Source organism: Rhodanobacter sp. UC4451_H18 (assembly GCF_052978225.1).
In genome coordinates this window covers 1,962,514-1,985,271 of sequence record NZ_CM129663.1, presented here as the reverse complement: position 1 = coordinate 1,985,271, position 22,758 = coordinate 1,962,514, and the positions used below count along the sequence as shown (strand labels likewise).

Below are 22,758 nucleotides of genomic sequence, written 5' to 3'. Positions count from 1 at the left end.
CAGATGACTCCCGACACCCCCCCCGCCGCGATTTCAGGCCATCGGGCTCACGCCGATCAGCCACAGGTGCAGCCACAGCACGAAGGCGAGCCAGAGCGCGCCGCCGATCACCACGGTGAGCACGTCGCCCTGCACCGTGCCGGCAGCGTAGACGGCGGCTTCGCGGCGATCGCGCCGGCGCGAGACGGCGAACAGCACGACCGCCCACAGCAGGAACGCGCCGAACAGCACCATGTCGTGCAGCATGCCGGTGGCCAGCAGGTGGCCGAATGCCCACACCTTCACCGCCAGCACCTGCGGGTGATGCAGCTTCGCCTTGAAATGGTTGCGCGGCACCCGCGCCGCGATGAACAACACGAAGGCCACCAGGGTGAACAGCGCATTGAGATGGCGCAGCCACAGCGGCGGCACATACAGCAACACCGGTTGCTGGCGCGCCAGTCCGAAGCCCCAGCAGAGCAGCACGAAACCGGCGATCGCCACCGCGGCATACAGCACCTTCCAGCGCATCAGGCCCATCCGCGCGATCTGCCGCCCCCGCCAGTCGTCGGCGAAGATGCGCAGCGAGTGGATGCCGAGGAACAGCACGAGGCCGAGAATCAACACGAGCATGGCGGGGTGACTCCGATGGCGGCGACGAAGGTCGAGGATAGGCCAGCGCGGCGCCGCGGCCCAGTGACATCCGTCAGGCGACGGGTTCGACGTGCACGACCAGCGCCACCGCATTTGGGTGCAAGGTCATCGATGCCGCGCCCGACGAAGGTCGCCAGGCATCGCCTGCTTGCAGCGTACCGTCGACGCAGTCGATGGCGCCGCGGGCGCAGTACACCAGCACGGTGGCGGCGCCCGTCGCGTGCGCTCCGGTATCCCGCCACACTTCGATGCCGCCGCGCGCGCGGCCGCGGCGCAGCATCAGGTTGAAGTCGCGGGTGGGGCCGCCGGCCAGTGCCACCTCGACCTTCGCCTCGCCGGGAAACGCGAACGGCACAAACGGAGCGGTCAGCGCGTGGCTGCGGCCGTCATCCAGCGTCATGGTGAAGCCGGCCCCGTCGAGAAGCGCGATCTGCCGGTCGATGCCGGGAAACGCGGAGAACGGCGCGGCGCTGTCGACCTCGGCGAGGCTGACGCGCCACAGGAAATCGTCCATGCCGGCGGCGGATGGCTGGACGGCTATTTCGCGGGTGCGGCCCAGGCCGTTCTTCCACGGCCGCAGCGGGCAGTCGGACAGGCGGACGATCATGCGGTTCTCTCGATGACGCGCTCGAACGGCGGCAATGCGCGCAGCATGCCGCTGCCGTAGCGCTTGGTGACCACGCGGCGGTCCAGCAACACGATGCGGCCGTGGTCGGTTTCGCTGCGGATCAGGCGGCCGCAGTACTGGGTGAGCAGGCGGGTAGCCTCGGGCACGCTGACCTCGATGAACGGGTTGCGGCCGCGCGATTCCAGCCACTCGGCGTAGGTCGCGCCGACCGGGTCGGTGGGCACGGCGAACGGCAACTGGGTGATCACCACCGTCTCGCACAGCTTGCCGGGCAGATCGAGGCCTTCGCCGAACGAGGCGAGGCCGAACAGCGTGCTGCCCTTGCCGGCCTCGATGTCGGCGCAGTGCTCGGCGACCAGTTGCGACTTGCCCAGCGACCCTTGCGCGCGGACCTTGCGCACGTGCGCGATCGGCAATTTCTGCAGCACGCGGTCGAGTTTCGCGCGCGAGGTGAACAGCACCAGGTTGCCGGCGTCCCAGTCGAGGTGGTCAGCCAGCCAGGCGCTGATTTCCTCGGCGTGCGCCTCGCGCGCGTCGGGAAGCGTGTGCATCGCGGGCACTTCCAGGCGTGCCTGCGCGGCGAGGTCGAACGGCGAGGGCAGGCTCAGCGTCACCGCATCGTCGGGCAGGCCCACGGCATCGGCGAAGCCGCGGAAGTTGCCGCCGGCACTGAGCGTGGCCGAGGTCATCACCACGCCGCTGGCGTTGTTCCACAGCACGTTGCGCAGCAGGCCCGCGGCGGAGACGGCCGAGGCATGGCAGACCAGTTGCTGGTCCGCGCCCAGGGTGACCCAGCGCGCCAGCGGCGGGGCGTTGTCCGGATCGTCGCTGGACCACGCGCGCCAGCAGGCGGCCTGCCGGCCGATGCGCTCCAGCGCGATGCCGAGCTCGCGCGACAAGGCCTCCTGGGTCGGTCCGCCGTCGGTCATCTCCACCACGGCGCGCCGCACCGCGGTGAGCCAGCGCTGCACCTCGCCGGTGAGCAGGTCGAGCGCGCGCGCATGCTCCACCCACGGCTCCGGCAGCTGGCCCAGCGAGCCGCGGTACATCGGTTCGGTCTCGGCCGGGTCGGGCAGCCAGGCGAGGCGGATTTCCTTCTCCAGCTCCTCCAGCGTGTTGCTCAGCTCCTGCAGCTTCTCGTCGCCCTGGTCCAGCGCGAGCTTGCCCAGGCGTTCCTTGTCGGTCAGCGAATAGGCCGCATGCACCTGCCGGCCGAGCCGGCTCAACTGGCGCACGGTGGCGGTCATGAAGACTTCGGCCGCGCCGCGTTCGATCGCCTTGCCGGGCACGTGGTGGCCTTCGTCGAAGATGTACAGCGTCTCGTCCGGGCGCGGCAGGATCACGCCGCCCCAGCTGTCGTCCTCGCCCGGCATGGTGAGATCGGCCAGCACCAGATCCTGGTTGGCCACGATGATGTCGGCGTCGTCGACCGCGCGGCGCGCGGCGAAGAACGGGCAGTTCATGAACTGCCCGCACTTGCGCCCGGTGCAGCCGCCGGCGCTGGTGGTGATCATCGGCCGCAGCAGGTCGCTGACCGGCTCCGGCGCGCTGTCCATGTCGCCGTTCCATTCGCCGCGGTCGAACGCGTCGCGCAGCTTGGCCAGCGACTGCTTGTCGCGCGGTTGCGGCGGCTTGTTCCACAGCAGCAGGTCGGCCTCGAAACCGGCCAGGCCAAGCTGCGCGTCGTGGATGCTGTTGGCCGCCATCAGCAGGTTGCGCGGGCACAGGTAGCGGCCGCGGCCCTTGGCCAGCGCCACCTTCGCTTCGATGTCGTTGAGTTTCAGGTACAGCGGAATGTCGCGCTGCACGAGCTGTTCCTGCAGCGCCACGGTGGCGGTGGCGATCAGCAGCTTCTTCTTCTGGAAGCGCGCCACTTCATGGCCGGCGACCAGGTAGGCCATCGACTTGCCGGTGCCGGTGGGCGCCTCGATCACCGCCACGCCGCCGGCGCTGGCCAGCGCCTTGGCGACCTCGGCGATCATGCGCCCCTGCGAGGCGCGCGCGCGAAACCCCGGCAGGCCCTCCTTGATGCGGGCGTAGGCGGCACGAATGGCGTCCTTGGTGGAGTCGGCGAGCATGCGGGGTGACAGGTCCGTGACACGGTGCGGGGCCGGGGCGCGCCGCGCGTGTGCGCTGCCCTGCCGGCGGGCTGCCCAGTCTATCGGACATGTCAACGCGGCCGCGGCTTGCCGATGCCCCGCGGAATGTCGCACAGTGGCAGGCGCGTATGCTGGGTCGGGCCGCGGCTCGAACCTGATCCGGCGACATCCCGGCGACATCCCGGCGACAGAAAAGGGGGCACGATGGAGTCGATGTCCATCGACGACTCGCTGCAATTGAATTGGCTGACCCATTTGGTCGGCGCCCGCTCGCCAGCGGAAGTGGCTGCGGCAATCGCCGCGCTGGCGCGAGACCGGCCCGGCTGCGAAGCCGCCAGCGTGTTGTGGCGGCTGCACGATCGGGCCGGCGTCTGCAGCATGCCGCCCATGCCGGTCGACGATGCCGATTGGCCGTGGATCGAACTGGCTGCCGGCACCGCCGGGGCACAGTGGCATGCGGACGGTCAACGCGTGGCACTGCGCCTGTGCGAGCTGCCGCAGCCGGCCGTGCTGGTCCTGCGCCTGCAGCCTGCATCGGCGGGTCCCCGCTTTCTCGACGAGATGGCTGCGCTGCTGCGGCCGGCCCGCCTGCATCTGCAACGTGCGCTGGAATGGCTCGAACTGCAGCACTCGCACGAGCAACTGGAGCGCTCGGAGAACCTGCAGCGCGCCTTGTTCGCGATCTCCGACCTCGCCGGTTCCGAGCGCGACATGCCCACCGTGCTGCGCGGCATCCATGCCATCGTCAGCGGGCTGATGTACGCGGACAACTTCTTCATCGTGCTGCACGACGCCGCGCGCGACACGGTCCGTTTCCTGTACTACGTCGACGTGGAAGACCCCGTGGCGCCAGGCGGCGGTCTCGACATGCCGATCAGCGCGATCGAGCACACGTTGACCTGGTATGTGCTGCGCGACGGCAAGGCGCGCATGGGCGACGCCGAGGAGCTGCGCATCCAGGCGCAGGGCCCGGTGAAGGTGATCGGCACCGACAGCCGCGACTGGCTCGGCGTGCCGATGATGCGCGACGGCCGCCCCGGCGGGGCGCTGGTGGTGCAGAGCTACCGGCCCGAGATCGGCTACACCCCGGGCGACCTGGCGCTGCTGGAGTTCGTCGCCAGCCACATCCTGATCGCGCTGGAGCGCAAGCAGGGCAAGGAGGATCTGGAACAGCGCGTGCAGTTGCGTACCGCGCAACTGGCCGAAGCCAATCGCGGCCTGCAGCAGGAGATCGTCGAGCGGCAGCGCGCCGAGCACCTGCAGACCGCGCTGTTCCGCATCGCCGAACTGGCCACCGCGCACATCGACCATGGCGAGTTCTACCGCCGCGTGCACGGCGTGGTGGGCGAATTGCTCAACGCGCAGAACTTCTACATCGCGCTGCTCTCCGACGACCGCCAGCAGTTGCTGTTCCCCTACGCAGTCGACGCCAAGCTGCGTCCGCCGCCGAGCCGCCCGCTCGGCCGCGGGCTGAGCGAATACGTGCTGCGCCGGGGCACCGCATTGCGCGCCGACAACGCCGACATCGAGGAGCTGGAACGCAGCGGCGAGATCGTGGCCGGCCGTTCCGGCTCGCCTTCCACCTGCTGGCTCGGCGTGCCGTTGATCGTCGGCGACGAGGTCATCGGGCTGGTGACGGTGCAGAGCTACGACGCCGACGTCTCCTACGGTCCGTCCGAGCAGGAATTGCTGAGTTTCGTGGCCACCCAGGTCGCCAACAGCCTCACCCGCCGCCGTGCCGCCGAGGCCCTGCATCGCGCCTACGAGCAGCTGGAACACCGGGTGGAAGAGCGCACGCTGGCGCTGCGCAAGGAGATCATCGAGCGCGAACGCGTGCAGGATCAGCTCAAGCACCAGGTGATGCACGATCCGCTGACCGGCCTGCCCAATCGCAGCTATCTGCGCGACCGCATCGACCGCGTGCTGTCGACGCCGGCGTCAGGCACACGCCCGCGCTGCGCGCTGCTGTACATGGACGTGGACCGCTTCAAGATCATCAACGACAGCCTCGGCCACCTGGCCGGCGACGAGGTGCTGAGAGAGGTCGCCACGCGGTTGTCCGGCTGCGTGCGTCATCCGGACCTGGTGGCGCGGCTGTCGGGCGACGAGTTCGCCATCCTGCTGGAATCGGTGGAGCAGCCGGCCGACGCCAACGTCGTGGCGCAAAGGGTGATGGATGCGCTGGCCGAACCGATGCCCGCCGGCGGCAAGGAGTTGCAAGTGGCGGTCAGCGTCGGCATCGCCATCGGCGACGGCCGCTACCTGACCGCCGACGAGGTGCTGCGCGATGCCGACATCGCGCTGTATCGCGCCAAGGAACTCGGCCGCAAGCGCTACCAGCTGTTCGACGAGACGCTGGCGCGCAGCGTGGTCGACGTGCTGACGCTGGAAGGCGAGCTGCGCCAGGCACTGAAGCACGGCCAGTTCGAGCCGCATTTCCAGGCCATTTGCCGCCTGGAGGATCGCGCGGTGGTCGGCTACGAGGCGCTGATCCGCTGGAACCATCCGCAACGCGGCCTGCTGCTGCCGGGCGATTTCCTCAAGATCGCCGAGGACAGCGGGCTGATCGAGGCGATCGACTGGCACATGTTCGAGATCAGCTGCCAGCGCCTGCGCCGGCAGGAGCGCACCGACACCTTCATGACGCTCAACGTGTCGGCGATGCACCTGCGCCACGACAATTTCGACTCACGCCTGATCGAGCTGCTCGAACGCACCGGCCTGCCGCCCACGCGGGTGGTGGTGGAAGTCACCGAGGGCGCCCTGCTCGACGATCCGGAGCGCGTGCGCACCACGCTGGAGCGCCTGCGCGCCGCCGGCGTCGGCGCGGCACTGGACGATTTCGGTACCGGCTATTCGTCGCTGAGCTATCTGCACTCGCTGCCGCTGCGCATCCTGAAGATCGACCGCGCGTTCGTGAACGAGCTGGACAAGGGCGCCAACACCAGCAGTACCACCGTGGTCGCAGCGGTGCTTGCGCTGGCCCGCGCGCTGGACATCGACGTGGTCGCCGAAGGCATCGAGACCGAGATCCAGTACGCCGCGCTGCACGCGATGGGCTGCGCCATGGGGCAGGGCTACTGGATCGGGCGGCCCGCGCCGTTCGAGTCCTGAATCGCGCGCCCTATCGCGCGGCGGCGATCTGCCGCAACGCCTCCTCGAACGCCTCCGGCGGCTGACCGCCGGAGATCAGGTGCTGGCCGTTGACGATGGTGGCCGGCACCGAGTGGATGCCGCGCGACATGAAAAACTGCTCCTGCGCGCGCACCTCGTCGGCAAATTCGTCGCTTTCGAGCAACTGCCGCGCCCGTTCGCCATCCAGCCCCGCTTCGACAGCCAGCCGCGCCAGCGTGTCGTGCGAACTCACGTCCTCTCCGTCGGTGAAATACGCGCGCAGCAGGATCTGCTTCAGCACCAGCTGCCGCCCTTCCAGCTCGGCCCAGTGCAGCAGCCGGTGCGCGTCGAAGGTGTTGTAGACGCGGCTGCGCCGGTCCATGTTGAAGGTGAAACCGAGTGCCGCGCCGCGCGCACGGATCGCCTCGCGATTGGCGTCGATCTGCTCGGCCGAACTGCCGTACTTGCGCCGCAGGTGCTCGGTGGAATCCTCGCCTTCCGCCGCCATCTGCGGATTCAGCTCGAACGGCTGGAAGTGGATTTCCGCGGACACCTCGCCATCGAGCTTCGCCAGCGCATGCTGCAATGACGCCAGGCCCACGGCGCACCAGGGACAGGACACGTCGGAGACGAAATCGATGCGCAGCGGAACGGGAATCGCTGACGTGGACATGGGATACCTCGCAAATCCGGGGGGAGGCAGCGGCGCTGCGGACCGGACCCAAGATGCGGCCGGGGCGCGGCACAATCAATCGTCTGCGCGAACCCGGCTTTTCGCCATGTCCAGTGCCAGCGCCTCGGCCACCTTGATGCCGTCCACAGCGGCGGAAAGGATGCCGCCGGCGTAGCCGGCGCCTTCGCCGGCGGGATACAGGCCGCGGACGTTGAGGCTCTGCAGGCTGTCGTCGCGCGTGATGCGGACGGGCGAGGAGGTGCGCGTTTCCACGCCGGTGAGGATCGCGTCGTGCATCGCGTAGCCGCGGATCTGGCGCTCGAACGCGGGCAGCGCTTCGCGGATCGCGGCGATGGCGTAGTCGGGCAGCGCGCTGTCGAGGCTGCCCAGGGTGACGCCGGGCTTGTAGGAGGGCTGCACGTCGCCCCATTCGCGTGATGCGCGACCGGCGAGGAAGTCGCCGACCAGCTGCGCGGGCGCGTTGTAGTTCTCGCCGCCGAGGGTGAAGGCGTGGCTTTCCAGTGCACGCTGCAGCGCGATGCCGGCGAGCGGGCCTTCACCGTACGGCGCGAAGTCGGACGGCTCGATGCCGACCACCACCGCCGCGTTCGCGTTGCGCTCGTTGCGCGAGTACTGGCTCATGCCGTTGGTGACCACGCGGCCCGGCTCGCTGGTGGCGGCCACCACGGTGCCGCCGGGGCACATGCAGAAGCTGTACACCGAGCGGCCGCGTCCACCCTGATTTCCCTTGCCGTGATGCACCAGCTTGTAGTCGGCCGCGCCCAGGATCGGATGGCCGGCCTGCGGCCCGAAGCGGGCGCGGTCGATCACCGACTGCGGGTGCTCGATGCGGAAGCCGATCGAAAACGGCTTGGCCTCGAGATACACGCCGCGCGCATGCAGCATCTCGAACGTATCGCGCGCGCTGTGGCCGAGTGCCAGCACCACGTGATCGGATCGCAACTGCTCGCCGCTGGCCAGGGTGACGCCGCGAATCTGCTGTTGGCCGTCCGCGCGCGGTTCGAGCAGCAGATCGTCCACGCGCTGGCTGAAACGGATCTCGCCGCCCAGCGACTCGATCGTGGCGCGCATGTGCTCCACCATCGTCACCAGCCGGAACGTGCCGATGTGCGGCTTGCTGACGTAGAGGATCTCCTCCGGCGCGCCGGCCTTGACGAACTCGGTGAGCACCTTGCGGCCGTGGTGTTGCGGGTCGCGGATCTGGCTGTACAGCTTGCCGTCGGAAAAGGTGCCGGCGCCGCCCTCGCCGAACTGCACGTTCGACTCCGGATGCAGGTTGCGCTTGCGCCACAGGTCCCAGGTGTCCTTCGTGCGCTCGCGCACTTCCTTGCCGCGGTCGAGGATGATCGGGCGGAAACCCATCTGCGCCAGGATCAGGCCGGCGAACAGGCCGCAGGGGCCGAAGCCGATCACCAGCGGGCGGTGTTCGAACCGCGGCGGTGCCTCGGCCACGAAGTGGTAGCGGGTGTCCGGCGTGGGCTGCACGTGCGCGTCGTCGGCGAAGCGTTGCAGCAGTTCGGCTTCGCGCGGGGTGTCGATGTCCAGCGCGTAGATCAGCGTGATCGCGCCACGCTTGCGCGCGTCGTAGCCGCGGCGGGCGATGGTGTAGCCGGTCAGCTCGCCGGGTTCGAGCTCAAGCCGCCTGGCGATGGCAGCGGCAAGCGCGGCCTCGCCGTGGTCGAGCGGCAGCTTGAGGTCGGTGAGTCGCAGCATGCGTGGGGTCCGGTGCGCCGATGGCGCGCGCGATTCCCGGCGCCTTCGATGGGCCGGCCATTGTCGACGCCTTGCGTGCGGCCGACAAGGCGGCCGACAAGGCGGCCGGCGAGCGGAAACTGACGCTGCGGGTCACTCAGGCCGCCAGCAGGGTCAGGAACTGCTCACCGGTTGCCCGCGGGTGCAGCAGGATGAAGCGCGTGTGCGCCGGGTCCGTGTGCTTGCGTGCCGCGGCGACGCAAACCTCGCCATCCTCCGCGATGATGGCGGGGGGCGTGGCACGCTGCTCATCCCAGGGCGCGCGGCACAGTTGGCCGTGTTGCGGGCCGCCGGCGATGATGCATTCAAAAATCCTGTTCATGGAAAGTCACTCGAAGGGGAAGAACCGTGGGGACGAGTGACAGCAAGCAGGGGACGCGCCAGCAGCGGGCAGGCAAAGGTGGTGTGCGTCACAGTTTGGGACATGCGCCGCCAGTCGCGGCTGATCGCCGTGGTTTCAACGAGTGGAGCGGCTGGGGCGACTGCTTGCGGTGGCGAGTCCGGCCTCCGCCCGGACTCGCTCCCGCAGGACGGAGTTCGCCCGCTCAGGCTTCGCCGATGAAGTCTTTCTTGCCGATGTCGGTGCCCGCTTCGCGCAGGATGTTGTAGGCGGTGGTGCAGTGGAAGAACAGGTTGGGGATGGTGAAGCCGAACAGGTACGCCTGACCCTCGAGCGTGACTTCGCCGGCGCGTGTCTTCATCACGATGGTGCGGGTCTCGCTGCCGTCGATCTGTTCGGCGCTGAAGCTCTTGACGTAATCGATCGCCCGCGCGATGCGGTCGTAGGCCTGGGGCAGGGTGGTCTCGTTGTCCTCGAAGGACTTCGGTTCGACGCCGGCGAGGCGCGCCGCGCCGCGCGTGGCCATGTCGCAGGCGATCTGGATCTGCTTGATCAGCGGCAGCATGTCCGGGATCAGGCGCACCTGCAGTAGCACTTCGCCGCTGACGTTCTTCGAAATCGCATGTTGCTCGCCCTTCTGCAGCACATGGGCGAGGTTGCCCAGCGCGCGGACGAAGACGGGGACGGAGGCCTGGTACATGGAAAGTGTCATGGTTTTTCTTCCTGTGGGTGGACCGCCTGCGGCGGATGGGTGGGTGTTGCCGGATGGATGGCGGACAGTGCCGGCGCGTCGCCGGGCAGCGATTCGGCCGTGACGTGGGCGGCGGGTTGCGGCAGGCGCCGGGTGGCCCGCGCGGCGATCACCAGGCCCGCCAGCATCAGGCCCGCCGACAGCACGAAGGCGGCGCCGGGCAGGTGCAGCGGCGAGCCCGGCGCGATCGACAGCGCAAACACCTGGGCGAACAGGTACGGCCCGAAGATGCCCGCGAAACTGCCCAGGCTGCCGATCGCGCCCTGCAGTCGACCCTGCTCGGAGGGATCGACCTGCTGCGTCATCAGGGACTGGATCGGCGGCATCGCCAGGCCCCACAGGGCCAGCAGGGGGATGCCGAACAGGAAGGCCCAGCCGACATCGGCCACGCCCATCACCAGGAACGCGCCCACGCCGAACAGCATGCCGGCCAGCAGCACGCGGCGTTCGCCGAAGCGCGGCGCCAGCTTGCCGGTGAGCACCGCCTGCACGAAGCCGTCGCAGGCGCCGACCAGCATCAGCACGTAGCCCACCGCCTGCGGGCCCCAGTGGTAGCGGTAATCCGCGTACAGCACGAACACCGTCTGCAGCACGTAGTGGGCGAGGTAGACCAGGAACAGCACGATGGCCAGGTGGAACACCTGCCGCTGGCGGCGCAGCAGCTTCAGCGAGCCGAACGGATGCGCGCTGTGCAGCTCGATGCGCGCGGTGCGGCGTTCGGCCGGCAGCGACTCGGGCAGGATGAAGCAGCCGTACAGGAAGTTGCACAGCGCCAGCCCGGCCGCCACCCAGAACGGCAGCCGCAGCGCGATGCCGCCCAGGAAACCGCCCAGCCCCGGGCCGATGATGAAGCCCAGTCCGAACGCGCTGCCGAGGATGCCGAACGCGGCGGCGCGCTTCTCCTTCGGCACGATGTCCGCGATGTACGCGTTGGCGGTGCTGAAGCTGGCCGCCGTCATGCCCAGCAGCACGCGCGCGGCGAACAGCAGCCACAGCGTGGGCGCCAGCGCCAGGATCACGAAATCCACGGCCAGGCCGAGGTTGGAAACCAGGATCACCGGTCGCCGCCCGAAACGGTCCGACAGCGCGCCCTGCACCGGCGAGAACACGAACTGCACGATCGCGAACACCGTGCTGAAGATGCCCACCCACCACGCTGCCCGGGCGATGCCGCCGCCGGCCAGCTGCTCGATCAGGTGCGGCAGCACCGGGATGATGATGCCGAACGCCAGCATGTCGAGCAGCACGGTGACGTAGATGAAGGCCAGCGCGGCGCGATGGCGCGGAGCGACAGGCATCGACGGCTGGTCCATGGACGTGGCGAAGCGAGGGGAAGGCGACGATAACCCACGCCTGCCGCGGCCGCATGTGCAACCGGTCAGGTATCCCCGTGCCGCCGGAGCGATACCATGCAACATTCTCTCGCCAGGACACGATCATGCTGCGACGCCTGCTTCCCGCCTGCCTGCTGCTCGCGCTGTCCGCCTGCTCCTCCCATCCCGACGCCGCGCAGCCGGTGTCGAAGGAAGAGCTGGCGCCCGCGCCGACGACCTCCGTGGTCGCGCCCGCTGCCATCGAGACGGCGGCACAGGTGCAGCGGCATCTGTCCGACTACGCCACGGTGAAACTCACGGCGGACCTGTCGGCGTTCGATGCCGGGCAGAAGCAGATGATCGCCCTGCTGGTGGAGGCCGCCGACAGCATGAACGCGCTGTACTGGAAGCAGAGCTGGGGCGACCGTGACGCGCTGCTGGCGAAGATCGGCGACCCGGCGGTGCGCGAATTCGCCGAGATCAACTACGGCCCGTGGGACCGGCTGGACAACGACAAGCCCTTCGTCGACGGCATCGGCCCGCGCCCGGCCGGCGCGCAGTTCTACCCGGCCGACATGACGAAGGAGCAGTTCGAGCAGTCGCCGCTCAAGGACAAGACCGCGCTGTACACCCTGCTGCGCCGCGACGCGCAGGGCCAGCTGGTCACCGTGCCCTACCACGAGGCGTACAAGGCCGAACTGGAAAAGACTGCCGGCCTGCTGCGCGAAGCCGCGAAACTGGCAAAGGACGCCGGCTTCCGGAAGTACCTGACGATGCGCGCCGACGCGCTGCTGAGCGACGACTACCAGCCCAGCGACTTCGCCTGGATGGACATGAAGAGCAACCCGGTCGACATCGTGATCGGTCCGATCGAGACCTACGAGGACCAGCTCTACGGCTACAAGGCCAGCTACGAATCCTACGTGCTGATCAAGGACCAGGCGTGGAGCGCGAAGCTCGCGCGCTTCGCCAAATACCTGCCCGAACTGCAGCGCGGCTTGCCGGTGGCCGACAAGTACAAGGCCGAGAAGCCCGGCTCCGACGCCGACCTCAACGCCTACTTCGCGGTCTACTACGGCGGCGACGCCAACGTCGGCGCCAAGACCATCGCGATCAACCTGCCCAACGACGAGCAGGTGCAGTTGAAGAAAGGCACGCGCCGGCTGCAGCTGGAAAACGTGATGCAGGCGAAGTTCGACAAGATCATGCTGCCGATCGCCCATGAGCTGATCGCCGAAGACCAGCAGAAGAACCTCACCTTCGACGCGTTCTTCCAGAACACCATGTTTCATGAAGTGGCGCACGGCCTGGGCATCAAGAACACGCTGGACGGCAAAGGCACCGTGCGCAAGGCGCTGAAGGACCAGGCCTCCAGCTTCGAGGAAGGCAAGGCCGACATCCTCGGCCTGTACATGGTCAGCAAGCTGGCCGACAAGGGCGAGCTGGACAAGTCGAAGCTGATGGACAACTACGTCACCTTCCTCGCCGGCATCCTGCGCTCGGTGCGCTTCGGCGCCAGCGACGCGCATGCCAAGGCGAACATGGTGCGCTTCAACTTCTTCAAGCAGCAGGGCGCGTTCAGCCGTGACGAGAACACTGGCCGCTACCGCGTCGACTTCGACAAGATGACCGCGGCGATGAACGCGCTGTCGGCCAAGCTGCTGACCATCCAGGGCGACGGCGACTACGAAGCGGCCAAGCGGCTCACCGACCAGATGGGCGCCGTCGACGCCGAGCTGGTCGGCGACCTGAAGCGGCTCGACCAGGCGCATATCCCGGTCGACATCCGCTTCGAGCAGGGCCTGGACGTGCTGGGCCTGAAGAAGCTCTGACGAGTCTCGGACGCGGTAGGGCGGGCACTGCCCGCCGGCTTCTGCTCCTGCCTTGTGTCGTCATGCAGTGCGGCGGGCATTGCCCGCCCTACGGCAGCGGTGACGAGTTTTTGATCCAGTCGGTGACGGCTTGCGGGTGTTCGAGGTGCAGGTGGTGGCCGCCGTCCATGTGACTGACTGCGATGTGCGCCACGCAAGCGGCGCGGGTCTGCATCATCGCGTCGGGCAGGTAAGGCGTCGTCGGCTGCGCCAGCAACAGCGCGGTGGGTGCGGTGATGCCGCGCAGCAGCGCGTGCACTTGCGCCTCAGCCATCCGCACGGCGCTGGAACGGGTCAAGCGCGGGTCGCTGCGCCAGCACCAGCCGCCGTCGGTTTCGAGCAGGCCGCGCTCGACGATCGACCGTGCCTGTTCGGCGGGCAGGCCACTGGCGATGCTGCGTGCGCTGATCGCCTGGGCGACGTCGCGGAACACCCGCAGCGGCTTGCCGTTGCTCTCGCGTGGCGCCAGCGCGTCACGGAAGCGCTGCAGCGTGTGCGAACCGTCGTCGCCGAGCGGGCCGAGGCCTTCGATCAGCAGCAGGCGCTCGATCCGCTCGGGCCGCGCCGCAGCGACCAGGCTGGCGATGCCGGCACCCAGCGAGTGGCCGAGCAACGCGTAGCGATCCAGCTGCAGCGCGTCGACGGCTGACAGCACCGCCTGCACGTGGTCGACGTAGTGGTAGCTGGCGCCGGCGGGGAGATGGCCGGAATGGCCATGGCCCGGCAGGTCCAGCGCGATCACCTGCCAGCGCGCGGCCAATCGCGGCGCCAGGCGCGCGAAGCTTCCGGCGTTGTCGAGCCAGCCGTGCAGGGCCAGCAGCGGTGGCAACGTGGCCTCGCCCCAGACTTGCGCTGCCAGCGTCGACGCGGGCAGCGCGATGCGCCGCTCGACCGGTTCGGTCATGCGCCGCCTTCCGGCCAGCCACCGAGGTGTCGGTGTATCAGCGCGGCGAGGCCGGCCACCTGTTCGGCGCTGTCGTTCAGTGCGGGGATGTAGCGCAGCGTCTCGCCGCCGGCTTCGGTGAAGAAGTCGCGGTTCTGCATCGCGATCTCCTCCAGCGTCTCCAGGCAGTCCACCGCGAAGCCGGGGCAGGCCACGTCGAGCCTGCGCACGCCGTCGGCAGCGAGCCGGCGCACGGTGGTGTCGGTGTACGGCTGCAGCCAGCGCTCGCGCCCCACTCGCGACTGGAAACTGACGACCATGTCCGCTTCGCCCAGCTGCAACCGTTCGCGCAGCAGTTGCGCGGTGCGCCGGCATTGTTCCGCGTAGGGATCGCCGAGCCGCACGTAGCGCTCGGGAATGCCGTGGAACGACAGCAGCAGTTTCTCGCCGCGGCCGTTGGCCGCCCACCAGCGTTCGATGCTGGTGGCCAGCGCTTCGATGTGGCCGTCGTCGTCGTGGTAATCGTTGACCAGGCGCAGCTCCGGCGGCCAGCGCAGCGTCTTGAGCGCGTCGGCGACGGCGTCGATGACGGAACCGGTGGAGGTCGCCGAGTATTGCGGGTACAGCGGCAGCACCAGCAGCCGGCGCACGCCCTCGCGCTGCAGCTGTTCGACGGCGCGTATCACCGACGGCTCGCCATAGCGCATCGCCAGTGCCACCCGCAGCGTGCCGGGTTGCCGGCGATCGAACTCGGCCTGCAGCGCCGCGGCCAGCGCCTCGCTGAGGTAGCGCAAGGGTGAGCCGCGTTCGTCCCAGATCCGCGCATAGGCGTGCGCGGAACGTTTCGGCCGCACGCGCAGGATCACCCCGTGCAGGATCGGCCACCACCGCCAGCGCGGGTAATCGATCACCCGGCGGTCACCGAGGAACTCGGCCAGGTAGGGGCGCACGGCGGCGGCGGTCGGCGCGGTCGGCGTGCCCAGGTTGACCAGCAGCACGCCAGCCTGAACGGTGGCCGGTGCGGCCTCGTGGGAATGGCCGGCAACGCCGGTATAGTGATCGGGCAAGGGCATCGTGACAGTCGTGAAGCGGCGCGGTCGTACCGGCCACAAACCGCAGTCTGCCACAAGCACGCCGGCAGCCGACGCCCGACGAAATCATCTCAAGCCTATGGAGCTCCCATGTCCAAGACCATGCTGCCCCACGTGTTGCTGATCGGCCTTGCCCTGCTGCTGCCGCTGACCGCGGCGCACGCTGAGGACCCGCCGCTGGTGCGCGCGACCAATGCGGTGACGGTGCTCAACGAAATCATGCAGGCGCCCGACAAGGCGATTCCGCGCGACCTGCTGCGCGACGCCAGGGCGATCGCGGTGATTCCCGGCATGCTCAAGGTCGGTTTCGTCTTCGGCGGCCGCCGCGGCGAAGGCCTGGTCTCGGTCAAGGCCGCGGACGGCACCTGGTCCAACCCCAGCTTCATCACCATGACCGGCGGCAGCGTGGGTTTCCAGGCCGGCGTGTCGTCCACCGACGTGGTGCTGGTGTTCCGCACCCAGAAGGGCGTCGATTCGATCGTGAACGGCAAGTTCACCCTGGGCGCCGATGCCGCTGCCGCCGCCGGCCCGGTCGGGCGCACCGCGCATGCCTCGACCGATGCGCAACTGAAGGCGGAGATCTACTCCTACTCGCGCAGCCGCGGCCTGTTCGCCGGTGTCGCACTGGATGGCGCGGCGCTGCGCATCGACTATGATGCGAATGCCGCCGTGTATGGCGCGGGCATCACGCCGCGCCGCATTTTCGAAGGCGGCGTCAGCAACGTCCCTGCGCCGGTCGTGAAGTTCCGCGACCAGCTCGAGGAGTACACTTCACAGTAACTGACGGCGCGATTGGCGCCAGCTTTGTTCGGCTGGAATCGGCCTCGAGGTTGACCATGGGTTTTGACAGCGTCTGGCATTGGCTCATTTTCCTGGTGATCGTGCTGCTGCTCTTCGGCACCAAGAAAATCCGCAACTTGGGTCCGGACCTGGGCGAGGCCATCCGCGGCTTCAAGAAGGGCCTCAGCGGCGACGACGAGGCGAAGAAGAAGGACGACGAGGACGCCCGCCGCAAGGAGGCCGAGCAGTTGCGCGCCGATCCCAAGCCGGCCGATCCCGCCGCGACGCAGAGTCAGCGCGACTCCAGCGAAACCCGCTAGGCCGGCGGCGGCTGGTGCGCGACGATGATCGAGTTCAGCCTCGGCAAACTGGTCCTGCTCGCGTTGATCGCCCTGATCGTGCTCGGCCCGGAGAAGTTGCCCGGTGCGGCGCGCACCGCCGGCGCGCTGATGCGCCGCGTGCGCCGCGGCTGGGACGACGTGCGCGCCGAGGTGGAGCGCGAATTGCAGGTCGAGGAGATCCGCCGCGCCGCGCGCGAGGCGGCGGCGCAGGCCGAAGCCGCGCAGCAGCAGGTCAAGGACGGCGTGGGCCAGGTGCGCGAACCGCTGGCGCAGATCGTCGGTGAAGTCACCGCAGCCGGCGAATCGCTGAACGAGCCGGTCGCCGCTCCCGCGGAGGAGCCCGCCGAACCCGGCCCGCAGGCCGAATTGCCACTGGGCGAGCCGACCACCGACCGACCCGCGGCCCCGACCCGCCAGGTGACCCATGGCGACCGCTGACACGCCCGAATCCGGGCCTGAGGGCGACCTGCAGCAGGGGCTGTTCTCCCATCTGCTCGAACTGCGCACGCGCCTGCTCAAGTCGCTGGCCGCGCTGGTGCTGGTGCTGCTGGCGCTGGTGCCGTTCGCCAACCGGCTCTATTCGCAACTGGCTGCGCCGCTGGTGGCGCGCCTGCCCGAAGGCGCGCACCTGATCGCCACCGGCGTCACCAGCCCGTTCATCACGCCGTTGAAGCTGGCCTTCTACCTGGCGCTGTTCATCAGCATGCCGGTGATCCTGTACCAGTTGTGGGCGTTCGTCAGCCCCGGCCTGTACAAGCACGAGAAACGCCTGGCGCGGCCGCTGCTGGTGGCGGCGATGGCGCTGTTCTATCTCGGCTGCGCGTTTGCCTATTTCCTGGTGCTGCCGGCGGCGTTCCGCTTCCTGGTGGCGGTCACGCCCAATGGCGTGGAGATGATGACCGACATCAGCCAGTACCTGGATTTCGTGATGCTGATGTTCTTCGCCTTCGGCCTGTGTTTCGAGGTGCCGGTGGCGGTGGTGGTGCTGGCGGCGATCGGCGTGGTGGATCTGGACAAGCTGCGCAGCGGCCGCCGCTACGCGATCGTGGGCGCCTTCGGCGTGGCCGCGGTGATCACGCCGCCGGACATCACCTCGATGCTGATGCTGGGCATCCCGATGTGCCTGCTGTACGAGGTGGGCGTGCTGGCGGTGCGCTGGCTGATCCCGCCGCGTTCGCCGGCACCGGACGCCGACTGAAGTCCGTCAGTACAGGTCGATCGGGTCGACGTCCAGCGACCAGCGCACCTTGCGTGCGGTCGGCAGTGCGCCCAGCGCCAGTTGCCACGGCCGCAACACGTTGCGCAAGCCCGCGCGGCTGGCCGATTCGATCAGCAACTGGCCGCGCTGGCGCCCGGCGCGCAGCGCCATCGGCGCCGGCATCGGGCCCGCGATCTGCAGCGCCGCGCCGGCGGGCAGCGCGGCATGGGCGGCGGCAAGGAACGCATCGACCGCCTCGCGCGCGGTCGCCTCGGCACGCAGCAGCACCTGGTGGCTGAAGGGTGGCAGCCCGGTCAGCCGGCGCTCGGCCAGCAGCTCGCGCGCCGTGGCCGCGTAGCCGTGGGCGAGCAGGTTGCGCAGCAGCGGGTGGTCGGGCTGGTGCGTCTGCAGCAGCACCTGCCCGGGCTTGCGCGCGCGGCCGGCGCGGCCGGCGACCTGCACCACCAGTTGCGCCAGCCGTTCCTCGGCGCGGAAATCCACGCTGTGCAGGCCCTCGTCCACGCCGACGATCGCGACCAGGGTGAGGTTGGGCAGGTCGTGGCCCTTGGCCAGCATCTGGGTGCCGACCAGGATCGCCGGCTGGGCGTCGTCCAGCGTCGCCAGCATCGTCTCGAGGGCATCCTTGCGCCGGGTGGTTTCGCGATCCACGCGCAGCACCGGCACTCCGGGGAAGTGCGCCAGCAGCGCTTCTTCCAGTCGTTCGGTGCCGTGGCCCTGGGCGGTCAGTTCAACGGCGCCGCAGGCCGGGCACGCCGTGGGCATGCGCTGGCGGCGGTCGCAGTGATGGCAAATCAGCTGGCGCCGCCCCGCGTGCAGGGTCAGCGGGCGCTGGCAGCTCGGGCATTCGGCGTGCCAGCCGCAGGCGTGGCACAGCAGCACCGGCGCATAGCCGCGGCGGTTGCGGAATACCAGCGCCTGCTCGCCGCGCGCGATCGTCTCGGCCACCGCACTCAGCAGCGCCGGCGACAAGCCGTGCTGCAGCCGCTGGGCGCGGATGTCGATGATCTGCACCTGCGGCGCCCGCACCGCGCCGGGTCGCGCGCGCAGGTGCAGCTGGCGGTAGCGGCCGGCCTCGGCGTTGGCCAACGACTCCAGTGACGGCGTGCCCGAGCCCAGCAGCACCGGGACGCCCAGCGCGCGGGCGCGCACCACGGCCAGGTCGCGGGCGTGGTAGCGAAAGCCTTCCTGCTGCTTGTAGGAGGCGTCGTGCTCCTCGTCGACGATGATCAGGCCGGCCTGCGGCAGCGGCGTGAATATCGCCGAACGCGTGCCCAGGATCACCCGCGCGGTGCCGGCACGGGCACGCAGCCAGGCGCGCGCGCGGTCGCCTTCGGCGAGATTGGAGTGCAGCACCTCCACCGCCACGCCCAGCCGCTCGCGCAGGCGGCGCACGGTCTGCGGCGCCAGGCCGATCTCCGGCACTAGCAGCAGCGCCTGGCGGCCTTGCGCCAGCACCTGCTCGATCAGCGCCAGGTAGACCTCGGTCTTGCCGCTGCCGGTGACGCCATCGAGCAGGAACGGCTGGTACTGGCCGAGGCTGGCCCCGACGGCGGCCACCGCTTGCTGCTGCTCGTCGCTGAGGACGGGAGCCGTCGATGGGGGGGCACGCGGTTCGGTTGGCGGTCGGTCGCGGCGCTCGACCAGGTTGGTAGCGGCGAGGCGCCGGGCGGCCTCGCGCCAGCCGCTCTGGCGCTCGTTGAGCTCCTGCGCGCCGAGCGCGCCGTCAGCCAGCAGAGCCAGCAGGGCGCGGCTGCCGCCACGGCGACTGCCGGCCGCGAGCGCTTCGCGGCCGGTCGCGGTGAGCGCCCAGTATTCCTCGCCGATTGCCGGCAGCGGCCGGGCTTCGCGCAGCGCCAGCGGCAGCGCATTGGTGCAGACCTCGCCCGGCGCGCCCAGCCAGTAGTCGGTGGCCCAGGCCAGCGTCTGCAGCAGTTCGGCGTCGAGCAGGGGGTCGTCGTCCAGCGCCCGCAGCACCGGTTTGAGCCGGGGGCCGTCCAGCGTCGATTCGACACCGCTCTCCACCACCACGCCGACCAGCTTGTCGCGGCCGAACGGCACCAGCACCCGGCTGCCCGGGCGCGGCACATCCCCGGCGGGCGGCAGGTAGTCGAACAGGGTGGGCAGCGGCAGCGGCAGGGCGACGCGAAGAACGGTCGGCATGGGGACCTCGATGGCGTCCGCCAGTGTAACCGAGGGTGCTTTTCGGCCCGCCCCGCCGGCACCCGCAGCGACCCGTCGAGTTGCGTGCACTTGCTGGCCGAAGGTCGAGAAGTTCCGGGTAAGTCGCTATGGCTACGGTGTTTTCATGCTTATCCACAATCGCTGTGGATAACTCTGTGGATGCGGCGGGGAGCGCAGCCCGCGAAGCCCGTCGTGGCGCCTTCCGTGACGGCTTGGCGAGCTTTTCGTCATGAATAAAACCGGATTTTATTCAACGACTTGCAAAACGGGTTCGGTCACCGTTCACAGAATCGACAAATGCCCGTCACATCCTTGCCGGGCGTTGCGGTGCTGTGCAAAACCTCCCCGGGCGCTCATTCCGCCAAGCCCATCGCGGCGGCGCCGAGGATGGCAAACGCCAACAGCCAGCAGTAGCACCAGCCGACCACCAGATACTTCAACACCGTCATCGGCCAGCCCTGGCGGTAGACGCGCTTCTGCATCACCAGCAGGTAGATCGGCGCCCAGATCCAGAGTGCGTTGATCAGCCAGCCCAGCGGCGTGGAAAGCCAGGGCGCGTGTGGCTCCAGCGCCACCGCCAGCAACTGGAACAGCACCCCCAGCAGCAGGCACAGGAACAGGAAGGCGTGGCTGTGCAGGGCCACGATGAGATGCTCGACGTACAGGCGGCGGCGGAACAGGTACATCACCTTCAGCAGCAGGGCGAACGCCGGCAGCATGAAGAACATCGTCCCCGGCAGGGCGGCGAGCACCTGGCCCAGCAGGCGTGCCTTGACCGCCGAATGATCGCCCGGACCGCGCATGGCGGCGAGGTTGTCGTGCATGCGCTGCAACGACCGGTTCATCCGCGTGTTGAGGAAATCGGGCAGCCAGCTCACGTGGACCGGGTATTTCTGCGCGTCCCAGGCCATGTCCAGCGGATTGTGCCGGGCCGCTTCGGAGGGCGCGCGCGGGGCCGGCAGCGCGGGCAGGTCGGCAACCGTCTGCGGCACCACCGCGGTGGTGTCGCCCAGCTCGATGCGCCGCTGCATCGCCTCGCGGGTCAGTTGCAGGCGCGCCTTGTCCAGTTGCTGCGCGGCCAGCGAACCGACCACCGGGATCTGCTCGGTCGGCGCGAACTGCTTGAGCTGCTTCTTCAGCAGGCGATCCACCTCGGCCGGGGTTTTCGCATCCTGGAAGCTCGCGCCGGCCACGGTCACCTTCATCGGCGTGTCCGCGGCGCCGCCGGTGTCCAGCGCCATCGGCAGCAGGAAGAATGCGGCCAGGCACAACAGGAACATGGTGCGGAACGGCGCCAGGTAGCGCACGCGGCGGCCGGCGAAGTACTCCAGGGTGAGGAAGCCCGGCCGCAGCAGGAGCGGCGGCAAGGTGTGCACCACGCGGCCGTCCCAGTTGGCCACCAGGTCGAGTGTGTCCTCCAGCATGCCGTGCACCGGCCGCAGCACGCTGCGTACCGATTGTCCGCAGGCGTGGCAGAACTCGCCCTGCAGCACGGCGCCGCAATTGGCGCAGTGGCTTTCGGTGGGCAAGGTGAGGGCTTGCGGCATCGGGGTCCCCGGGCAACGGCGCCGCCGATCTTCGCACAGGCGGGCCGCGTCGTACCCATGACCGATGGCTCGGGTAAAATGCGCGGCCCTGGAGTCAGATCGTGTCATGAATCCGTTTCGTCCCGAGCGTGCGCGCCTGCGGCATGAGGTGCGCGCCACCGTGCGCCTGGCGCTGCCGCTGATCGCCGCGCAGCTGGCGGCGGTCGGCAGCAACGTGATCGACGCGGTGCTGGCCGGCCACGTCAGCGCGCACGTGCTGGGCGCGGTGGCGGTGGGCGCCAGCATCTGGTCGCTGGCGATCGTCTGCGGCATCGGCATGATGATGGCGGTGCCGCCGTCGGTGGCGCAGCTGGACGGTGCCGGTCGGCGCCATGAGGTCGGCGCGGTGTTCCACCAGGCGCTGTGGCTGGCGCTGGGCATGGGCGCGCTGCTGTGGTTCGCGGTGCGCCATGCGGAGCCGCTGATCGAGCTGATCGGGGTGACGGCGAGCCTGCGCCACGACGTGCAGCGCTTCCTGCTGGCGATCAGCTGGGGCGCGCCGGCGCTGACTTGCTATTTCGCCTTGCGCGGCCTGTCCGAAGGCCTGTCGATGACGCGGCCGTCGATGTACTTCAGCCTCGGCGGGCTGGTGCTGCTGGTGCCGCTGGGCTATGTATTGATGTTTGGCAAGCTGGGCATCCCGCCGCAGGGCGCGCACGGCTGCGGCGTGGCCACCGCGATCGTGTTGTGGCTGGAGTTGCTGGCGTTCGGCATCTACGTGATCTTCCGGCGCAACTACCGCGGGCTGGGCCTGTTCGAGCGCTTCGAGTGGCCGGACCTGCACCGGATCGGCCAACTGGTGCATATCGGGGCACCGATGGCGGTGACGCTGCTGGCTGAGGCCGGATTGTTCGTGGCCACCGCGCTGATCATCGCCACCCTGGGCGAGGACGTGATCGCCAGCCACCAGGTGGCCATCAACATTGCCTCGCTGTTCTTCATGATCCCGCTGGGCCTGGCGATGGCAATCACCGTGCGGGTGGGCAACGCGGTGGGTCGCGGCGACGAGCAGGGGGTGCGCTACGCCGGCTTCTGCGGCATCGGCCTGACGCTCGGGACGCAACTGCTGTCGGCGGCGCTGATGCTGAGCCTGCCGCACTTCATCGCGTCGCTGTATACGCACGACAACCGGGTGATCGCGCTGGCCGCGCAGCTGATCATGCTGGCCGGACTGTTCCAGTTCTCCGATGGCGTCCAGGTCGCCGCCAACGGCGCGCTGCGCGGGTTGAAGGACACCCGCGTGCCGATGGCGATCACCTTGTTCTCGTACTGGGTGGTAGGCATGCCGGTGGGCTGGTGGCTGGCCTTCCACCACGGCATGGGCGCGCGCGGCATGTGGGTCGGCCTGATCGCGGGCCTGTCGGTGGCGGCGGTGATGCTGTTCGTGCGGTTCTGGCGCAGCGCGTGGAAGCAGCGCTGGCGGGCGGCTGCCATGACCGCCGTGGCCCGACCGGTTACGCTTGACGCCTGATCCCCGGGACC

Annotated in this window: 19 protein-coding genes; 7 read left to right on the top strand and 12 right to left on the bottom strand. The window is 69.3% G+C overall.

The genetic code is table 11. The features are described 5' to 3' along the window. Positions 1 to 33: 33 nt before the first annotated feature. From ACVCMG_RS09100 to dinG, 3 genes are all read right to left on the bottom strand, one after another. Positions 34 to 612 (bottom strand): NnrU family protein, encoded by a 579-nt coding sequence (locus ACVCMG_RS09100; protein ID WP_447113917.1) that lies wholly within the window; start codon positions 610 to 612, stop codon positions 34 to 36. A gap of 73 nt (positions 613 to 685) precedes the next feature. Beyond that, a complete protein-coding gene (locus ACVCMG_RS09095; RefSeq protein WP_447097480.1) occupies positions 686 to 1,240 on the bottom strand; it encodes a HutD/Ves family protein in 555 nt (184 codons plus the stop codon). Continuing rightward, complete coding sequence (dinG, locus tag ACVCMG_RS09090) at positions 1,237 to 3,339, bottom strand: ATP-dependent DNA helicase DinG (protein ID WP_447113916.1); 2,103 nt, start codon at positions 3,337 to 3,339, stop codon at positions 1,237 to 1,239. The genes ACVCMG_RS09095 and dinG overlap by 4 nt, the downstream gene beginning before the upstream one ends. 234 nt (positions 3,340 to 3,573) lie before the next feature. On the opposite strand from dinG, the gene ACVCMG_RS09085 reads away from it, so the two are divergent. After that, positions 3,574 to 6,474 (top strand): bifunctional diguanylate cyclase/phosphodiesterase, encoded by a 2,901-nt coding sequence (locus ACVCMG_RS09085; protein ID WP_447097478.1) that lies wholly within the window; start codon positions 3,574 to 3,576, stop codon positions 6,472 to 6,474. 10 nt (positions 6,475 to 6,484) lie between these two features. On the opposite strand, the gene ACVCMG_RS09080 is transcribed toward ACVCMG_RS09085, so the two are convergent. The 5 genes from ACVCMG_RS09080 to ACVCMG_RS09060 all read right to left on the bottom strand — a co-directional run bounded on the left by ACVCMG_RS09080 (position 6,485) and on the right by ACVCMG_RS09060 (position 11,324). Continuing rightward, positions 6,485 to 7,147, bottom strand: coding sequence for a DsbA family oxidoreductase (locus tag ACVCMG_RS09080; protein ID WP_447113915.1), 663 nt, complete (start codon positions 7,145 to 7,147; stop codon positions 6,485 to 6,487). A 75-nt stretch (positions 7,148 to 7,222) separates the two neighbouring features. Then, positions 7,223 to 8,881, bottom strand: a complete 1,659-nt coding sequence (locus ACVCMG_RS09075; RefSeq protein WP_447113914.1) for an NAD(P)/FAD-dependent oxidoreductase — start codon at positions 8,879 to 8,881, stop codon at positions 7,223 to 7,225. 136 nt (positions 8,882 to 9,017) lie between these two features. After that, the gene (locus ACVCMG_RS09070; protein ID WP_395121063.1) at positions 9,018 to 9,242 is read right to left on the bottom strand and encodes a hypothetical protein; all 225 of its coding nucleotides are present in this window, start codon (positions 9,240 to 9,242) and stop codon (positions 9,018 to 9,020) included. A gap of 223 nt (positions 9,243 to 9,465) precedes the next feature. Beyond that, on the bottom strand, positions 9,466 to 9,972 hold the full coding sequence (locus tag ACVCMG_RS09065) for a DUF1993 domain-containing protein (RefSeq protein WP_447113913.1): 507 nt from the start codon (positions 9,970 to 9,972) through the stop codon (positions 9,466 to 9,468). Continuing rightward, a complete protein-coding gene (locus ACVCMG_RS09060) occupies positions 9,969 to 11,324 on the bottom strand; it encodes a TCR/Tet family MFS transporter (RefSeq protein ID WP_447105402.1) in 1,356 nt (451 codons plus the stop codon). Before ACVCMG_RS09060 ends, ACVCMG_RS09065 begins: the two co-directional genes overlap by 4 nt. 125 nt (positions 11,325 to 11,449) lie before the next feature. Between ACVCMG_RS09060 and ACVCMG_RS09055 the strand changes: the two genes are divergently transcribed. Next, positions 11,450 to 13,156, top strand: coding sequence for a dipeptidyl-peptidase 3 family protein (locus ACVCMG_RS09055; RefSeq protein ID WP_447113912.1), 1,707 nt, complete (start codon positions 11,450 to 11,452; stop codon positions 13,154 to 13,156). 88 nt (positions 13,157 to 13,244) lie between these two features. On the opposite strand, the gene ACVCMG_RS09050 is transcribed toward ACVCMG_RS09055, so the two are convergent. Continuing rightward, positions 13,245 to 14,099, bottom strand: coding sequence for an alpha/beta fold hydrolase (locus tag ACVCMG_RS09050; RefSeq protein WP_447101112.1), 855 nt, complete (start codon positions 14,097 to 14,099; stop codon positions 13,245 to 13,247). Further along, positions 14,096 to 15,151: a ferrochelatase gene (gene hemH / locus ACVCMG_RS09045; RefSeq protein WP_447113911.1), complete on the bottom strand. Its 1,056-nt coding sequence runs from the start codon at positions 15,149 to 15,151 to the stop codon at positions 14,096 to 14,098. The genes ACVCMG_RS09050 and hemH overlap by 4 nt, the downstream gene beginning before the upstream one ends. 108 nt (positions 15,152 to 15,259) lie before the next feature. Between hemH and ACVCMG_RS09040 the strand changes: the two genes are divergently transcribed. The 4 genes from ACVCMG_RS09040 to tatC are packed head-to-tail and all read left to right on the top strand — an operon-like array spanning position 15,260 to position 17,488. After that, a complete protein-coding gene (locus ACVCMG_RS09040) occupies positions 15,260 to 15,949 on the top strand; it encodes a lipid-binding SYLF domain-containing protein (protein ID WP_395121069.1) in 690 nt (229 codons plus the stop codon). Between the two features lie 56 nt (positions 15,950 to 16,005). After that, a complete protein-coding gene (tatA, locus tag ACVCMG_RS09035) occupies positions 16,006 to 16,269 on the top strand; it encodes a Sec-independent protein translocase subunit TatA (RefSeq protein ID WP_395121070.1) in 264 nt (87 codons plus the stop codon). Between the two features lie 24 nt (positions 16,270 to 16,293). Continuing rightward, complete coding sequence (gene tatB / locus ACVCMG_RS09030) at positions 16,294 to 16,728, top strand: Sec-independent protein translocase protein TatB (RefSeq protein WP_447101110.1); 435 nt, start codon at positions 16,294 to 16,296, stop codon at positions 16,726 to 16,728. Next, positions 16,715 to 17,488, top strand: coding sequence for a twin-arginine translocase subunit TatC (gene tatC, locus ACVCMG_RS09025; RefSeq protein ID WP_395121072.1), 774 nt, complete (start codon positions 16,715 to 16,717; stop codon positions 17,486 to 17,488). Before tatB ends, tatC begins: the two co-directional genes overlap by 14 nt. A 6-nt stretch (positions 17,489 to 17,494) precedes the next feature. Here the strand turns inward: tatC and ACVCMG_RS09020 are convergent, their stop codons facing one another. Together ACVCMG_RS09020 and ACVCMG_RS09015 are read right to left on the bottom strand one after the other, a co-directional pair. Next, positions 17,495 to 19,669: a primosomal protein N' gene (locus tag ACVCMG_RS09020; RefSeq protein ID WP_447113910.1), complete on the bottom strand. Its 2,175-nt coding sequence runs from the start codon at positions 19,667 to 19,669 to the stop codon at positions 17,495 to 17,497. 374 nt (positions 19,670 to 20,043) lie between these two features. After that, positions 20,044 to 21,237, bottom strand: coding sequence for a DUF3667 domain-containing protein (locus ACVCMG_RS09015; protein WP_447097466.1), 1,194 nt, complete (start codon positions 21,235 to 21,237; stop codon positions 20,044 to 20,046). A 106-nt stretch (positions 21,238 to 21,343) separates the two neighbouring features. Between ACVCMG_RS09015 and ACVCMG_RS09010 the strand changes: the two genes are divergently transcribed. Then, positions 21,344 to 22,747, top strand: coding sequence for an MATE family efflux transporter (locus ACVCMG_RS09010; RefSeq protein WP_395121075.1), 1,404 nt, complete (start codon positions 21,344 to 21,346; stop codon positions 22,745 to 22,747). Positions 22,748 to 22,758 lie beyond the last annotated feature (11 nt).

Coding starts and splice junctions, on each gene's coding strand:
- tatC (WP_395121072.1), top strand. CDS start 16,715: ATGGCGACCGCTGACACGCCCGAATCCGGGCCTGAGGGCGACCTGCAG.
- ACVCMG_RS09080 (WP_447113915.1), bottom strand. CDS start 7,147: ATGTCCACGTCAGCGATTCCCGTTCCGCTGCGCATCGATTTCGTCTCC.
- ACVCMG_RS09070 (WP_395121063.1), bottom strand. CDS start 9,242: ATGAACAGGATTTTTGAATGCATCATCGCCGGCGGCCCGCAACACGGC.
- ACVCMG_RS09040 (WP_395121069.1), top strand. CDS start 15,260: ATGTCCAAGACCATGCTGCCCCACGTGTTGCTGATCGGCCTTGCCCTG.
- ACVCMG_RS09055 (WP_447113912.1), top strand. CDS start 11,450: ATGCTGCGACGCCTGCTTCCCGCCTGCCTGCTGCTCGCGCTGTCCGCC.
- ACVCMG_RS09095 (WP_447097480.1), bottom strand. CDS start 1,240: ATGATCGTCCGCCTGTCCGACTGCCCGCTGCGGCCGTGGAAGAACGGC.
- ACVCMG_RS09100 (WP_447113917.1), bottom strand. CDS start 612: ATGCTCGTGTTGATTCTCGGCCTCGTGCTGTTCCTCGGCATCCACTCG.
- ACVCMG_RS09075 (WP_447113914.1), bottom strand. CDS start 8,881: ATGCTGCGACTCACCGACCTCAAGCTGCCGCTCGACCACGGCGAGGCC.
- ACVCMG_RS09020 (WP_447113910.1), bottom strand. CDS start 19,669: ATGCCGACCGTTCTTCGCGTCGCCCTGCCGCTGCCGCTGCCCACCCTG.
- ACVCMG_RS09065 (WP_447113913.1), bottom strand. CDS start 9,972: ATGACACTTTCCATGTACCAGGCCTCCGTCCCCGTCTTCGTCCGCGCG.
- tatB (WP_447101110.1), top strand. CDS start 16,294: ATGATCGAGTTCAGCCTCGGCAAACTGGTCCTGCTCGCGTTGATCGCC.
- ACVCMG_RS09085 (WP_447097478.1), top strand. CDS start 3,574: ATGTCCATCGACGACTCGCTGCAATTGAATTGGCTGACCCATTTGGTC.
- ACVCMG_RS09010 (WP_395121075.1), top strand. CDS start 21,344: ATGAATCCGTTTCGTCCCGAGCGTGCGCGCCTGCGGCATGAGGTGCGC.
- tatA (WP_395121070.1), top strand. CDS start 16,006: ATGGGTTTTGACAGCGTCTGGCATTGGCTCATTTTCCTGGTGATCGTG.
- hemH (WP_447113911.1), bottom strand. CDS start 15,151: ATGCCCTTGCCCGATCACTATACCGGCGTTGCCGGCCATTCCCACGAG.
- ACVCMG_RS09060 (WP_447105402.1), bottom strand. CDS start 11,324: ATGGACCAGCCGTCGATGCCTGTCGCTCCGCGCCATCGCGCCGCGCTG.
- ACVCMG_RS09050 (WP_447101112.1), bottom strand. CDS start 14,099: ATGACCGAACCGGTCGAGCGGCGCATCGCGCTGCCCGCGTCGACGCTG.
- dinG (WP_447113916.1), bottom strand. CDS start 3,339: ATGCTCGCCGACTCCACCAAGGACGCCATTCGTGCCGCCTACGCCCGC.
- ACVCMG_RS09015 (WP_447097466.1), bottom strand. CDS start 21,237: ATGCCGCAAGCCCTCACCTTGCCCACCGAAAGCCACTGCGCCAATTGC.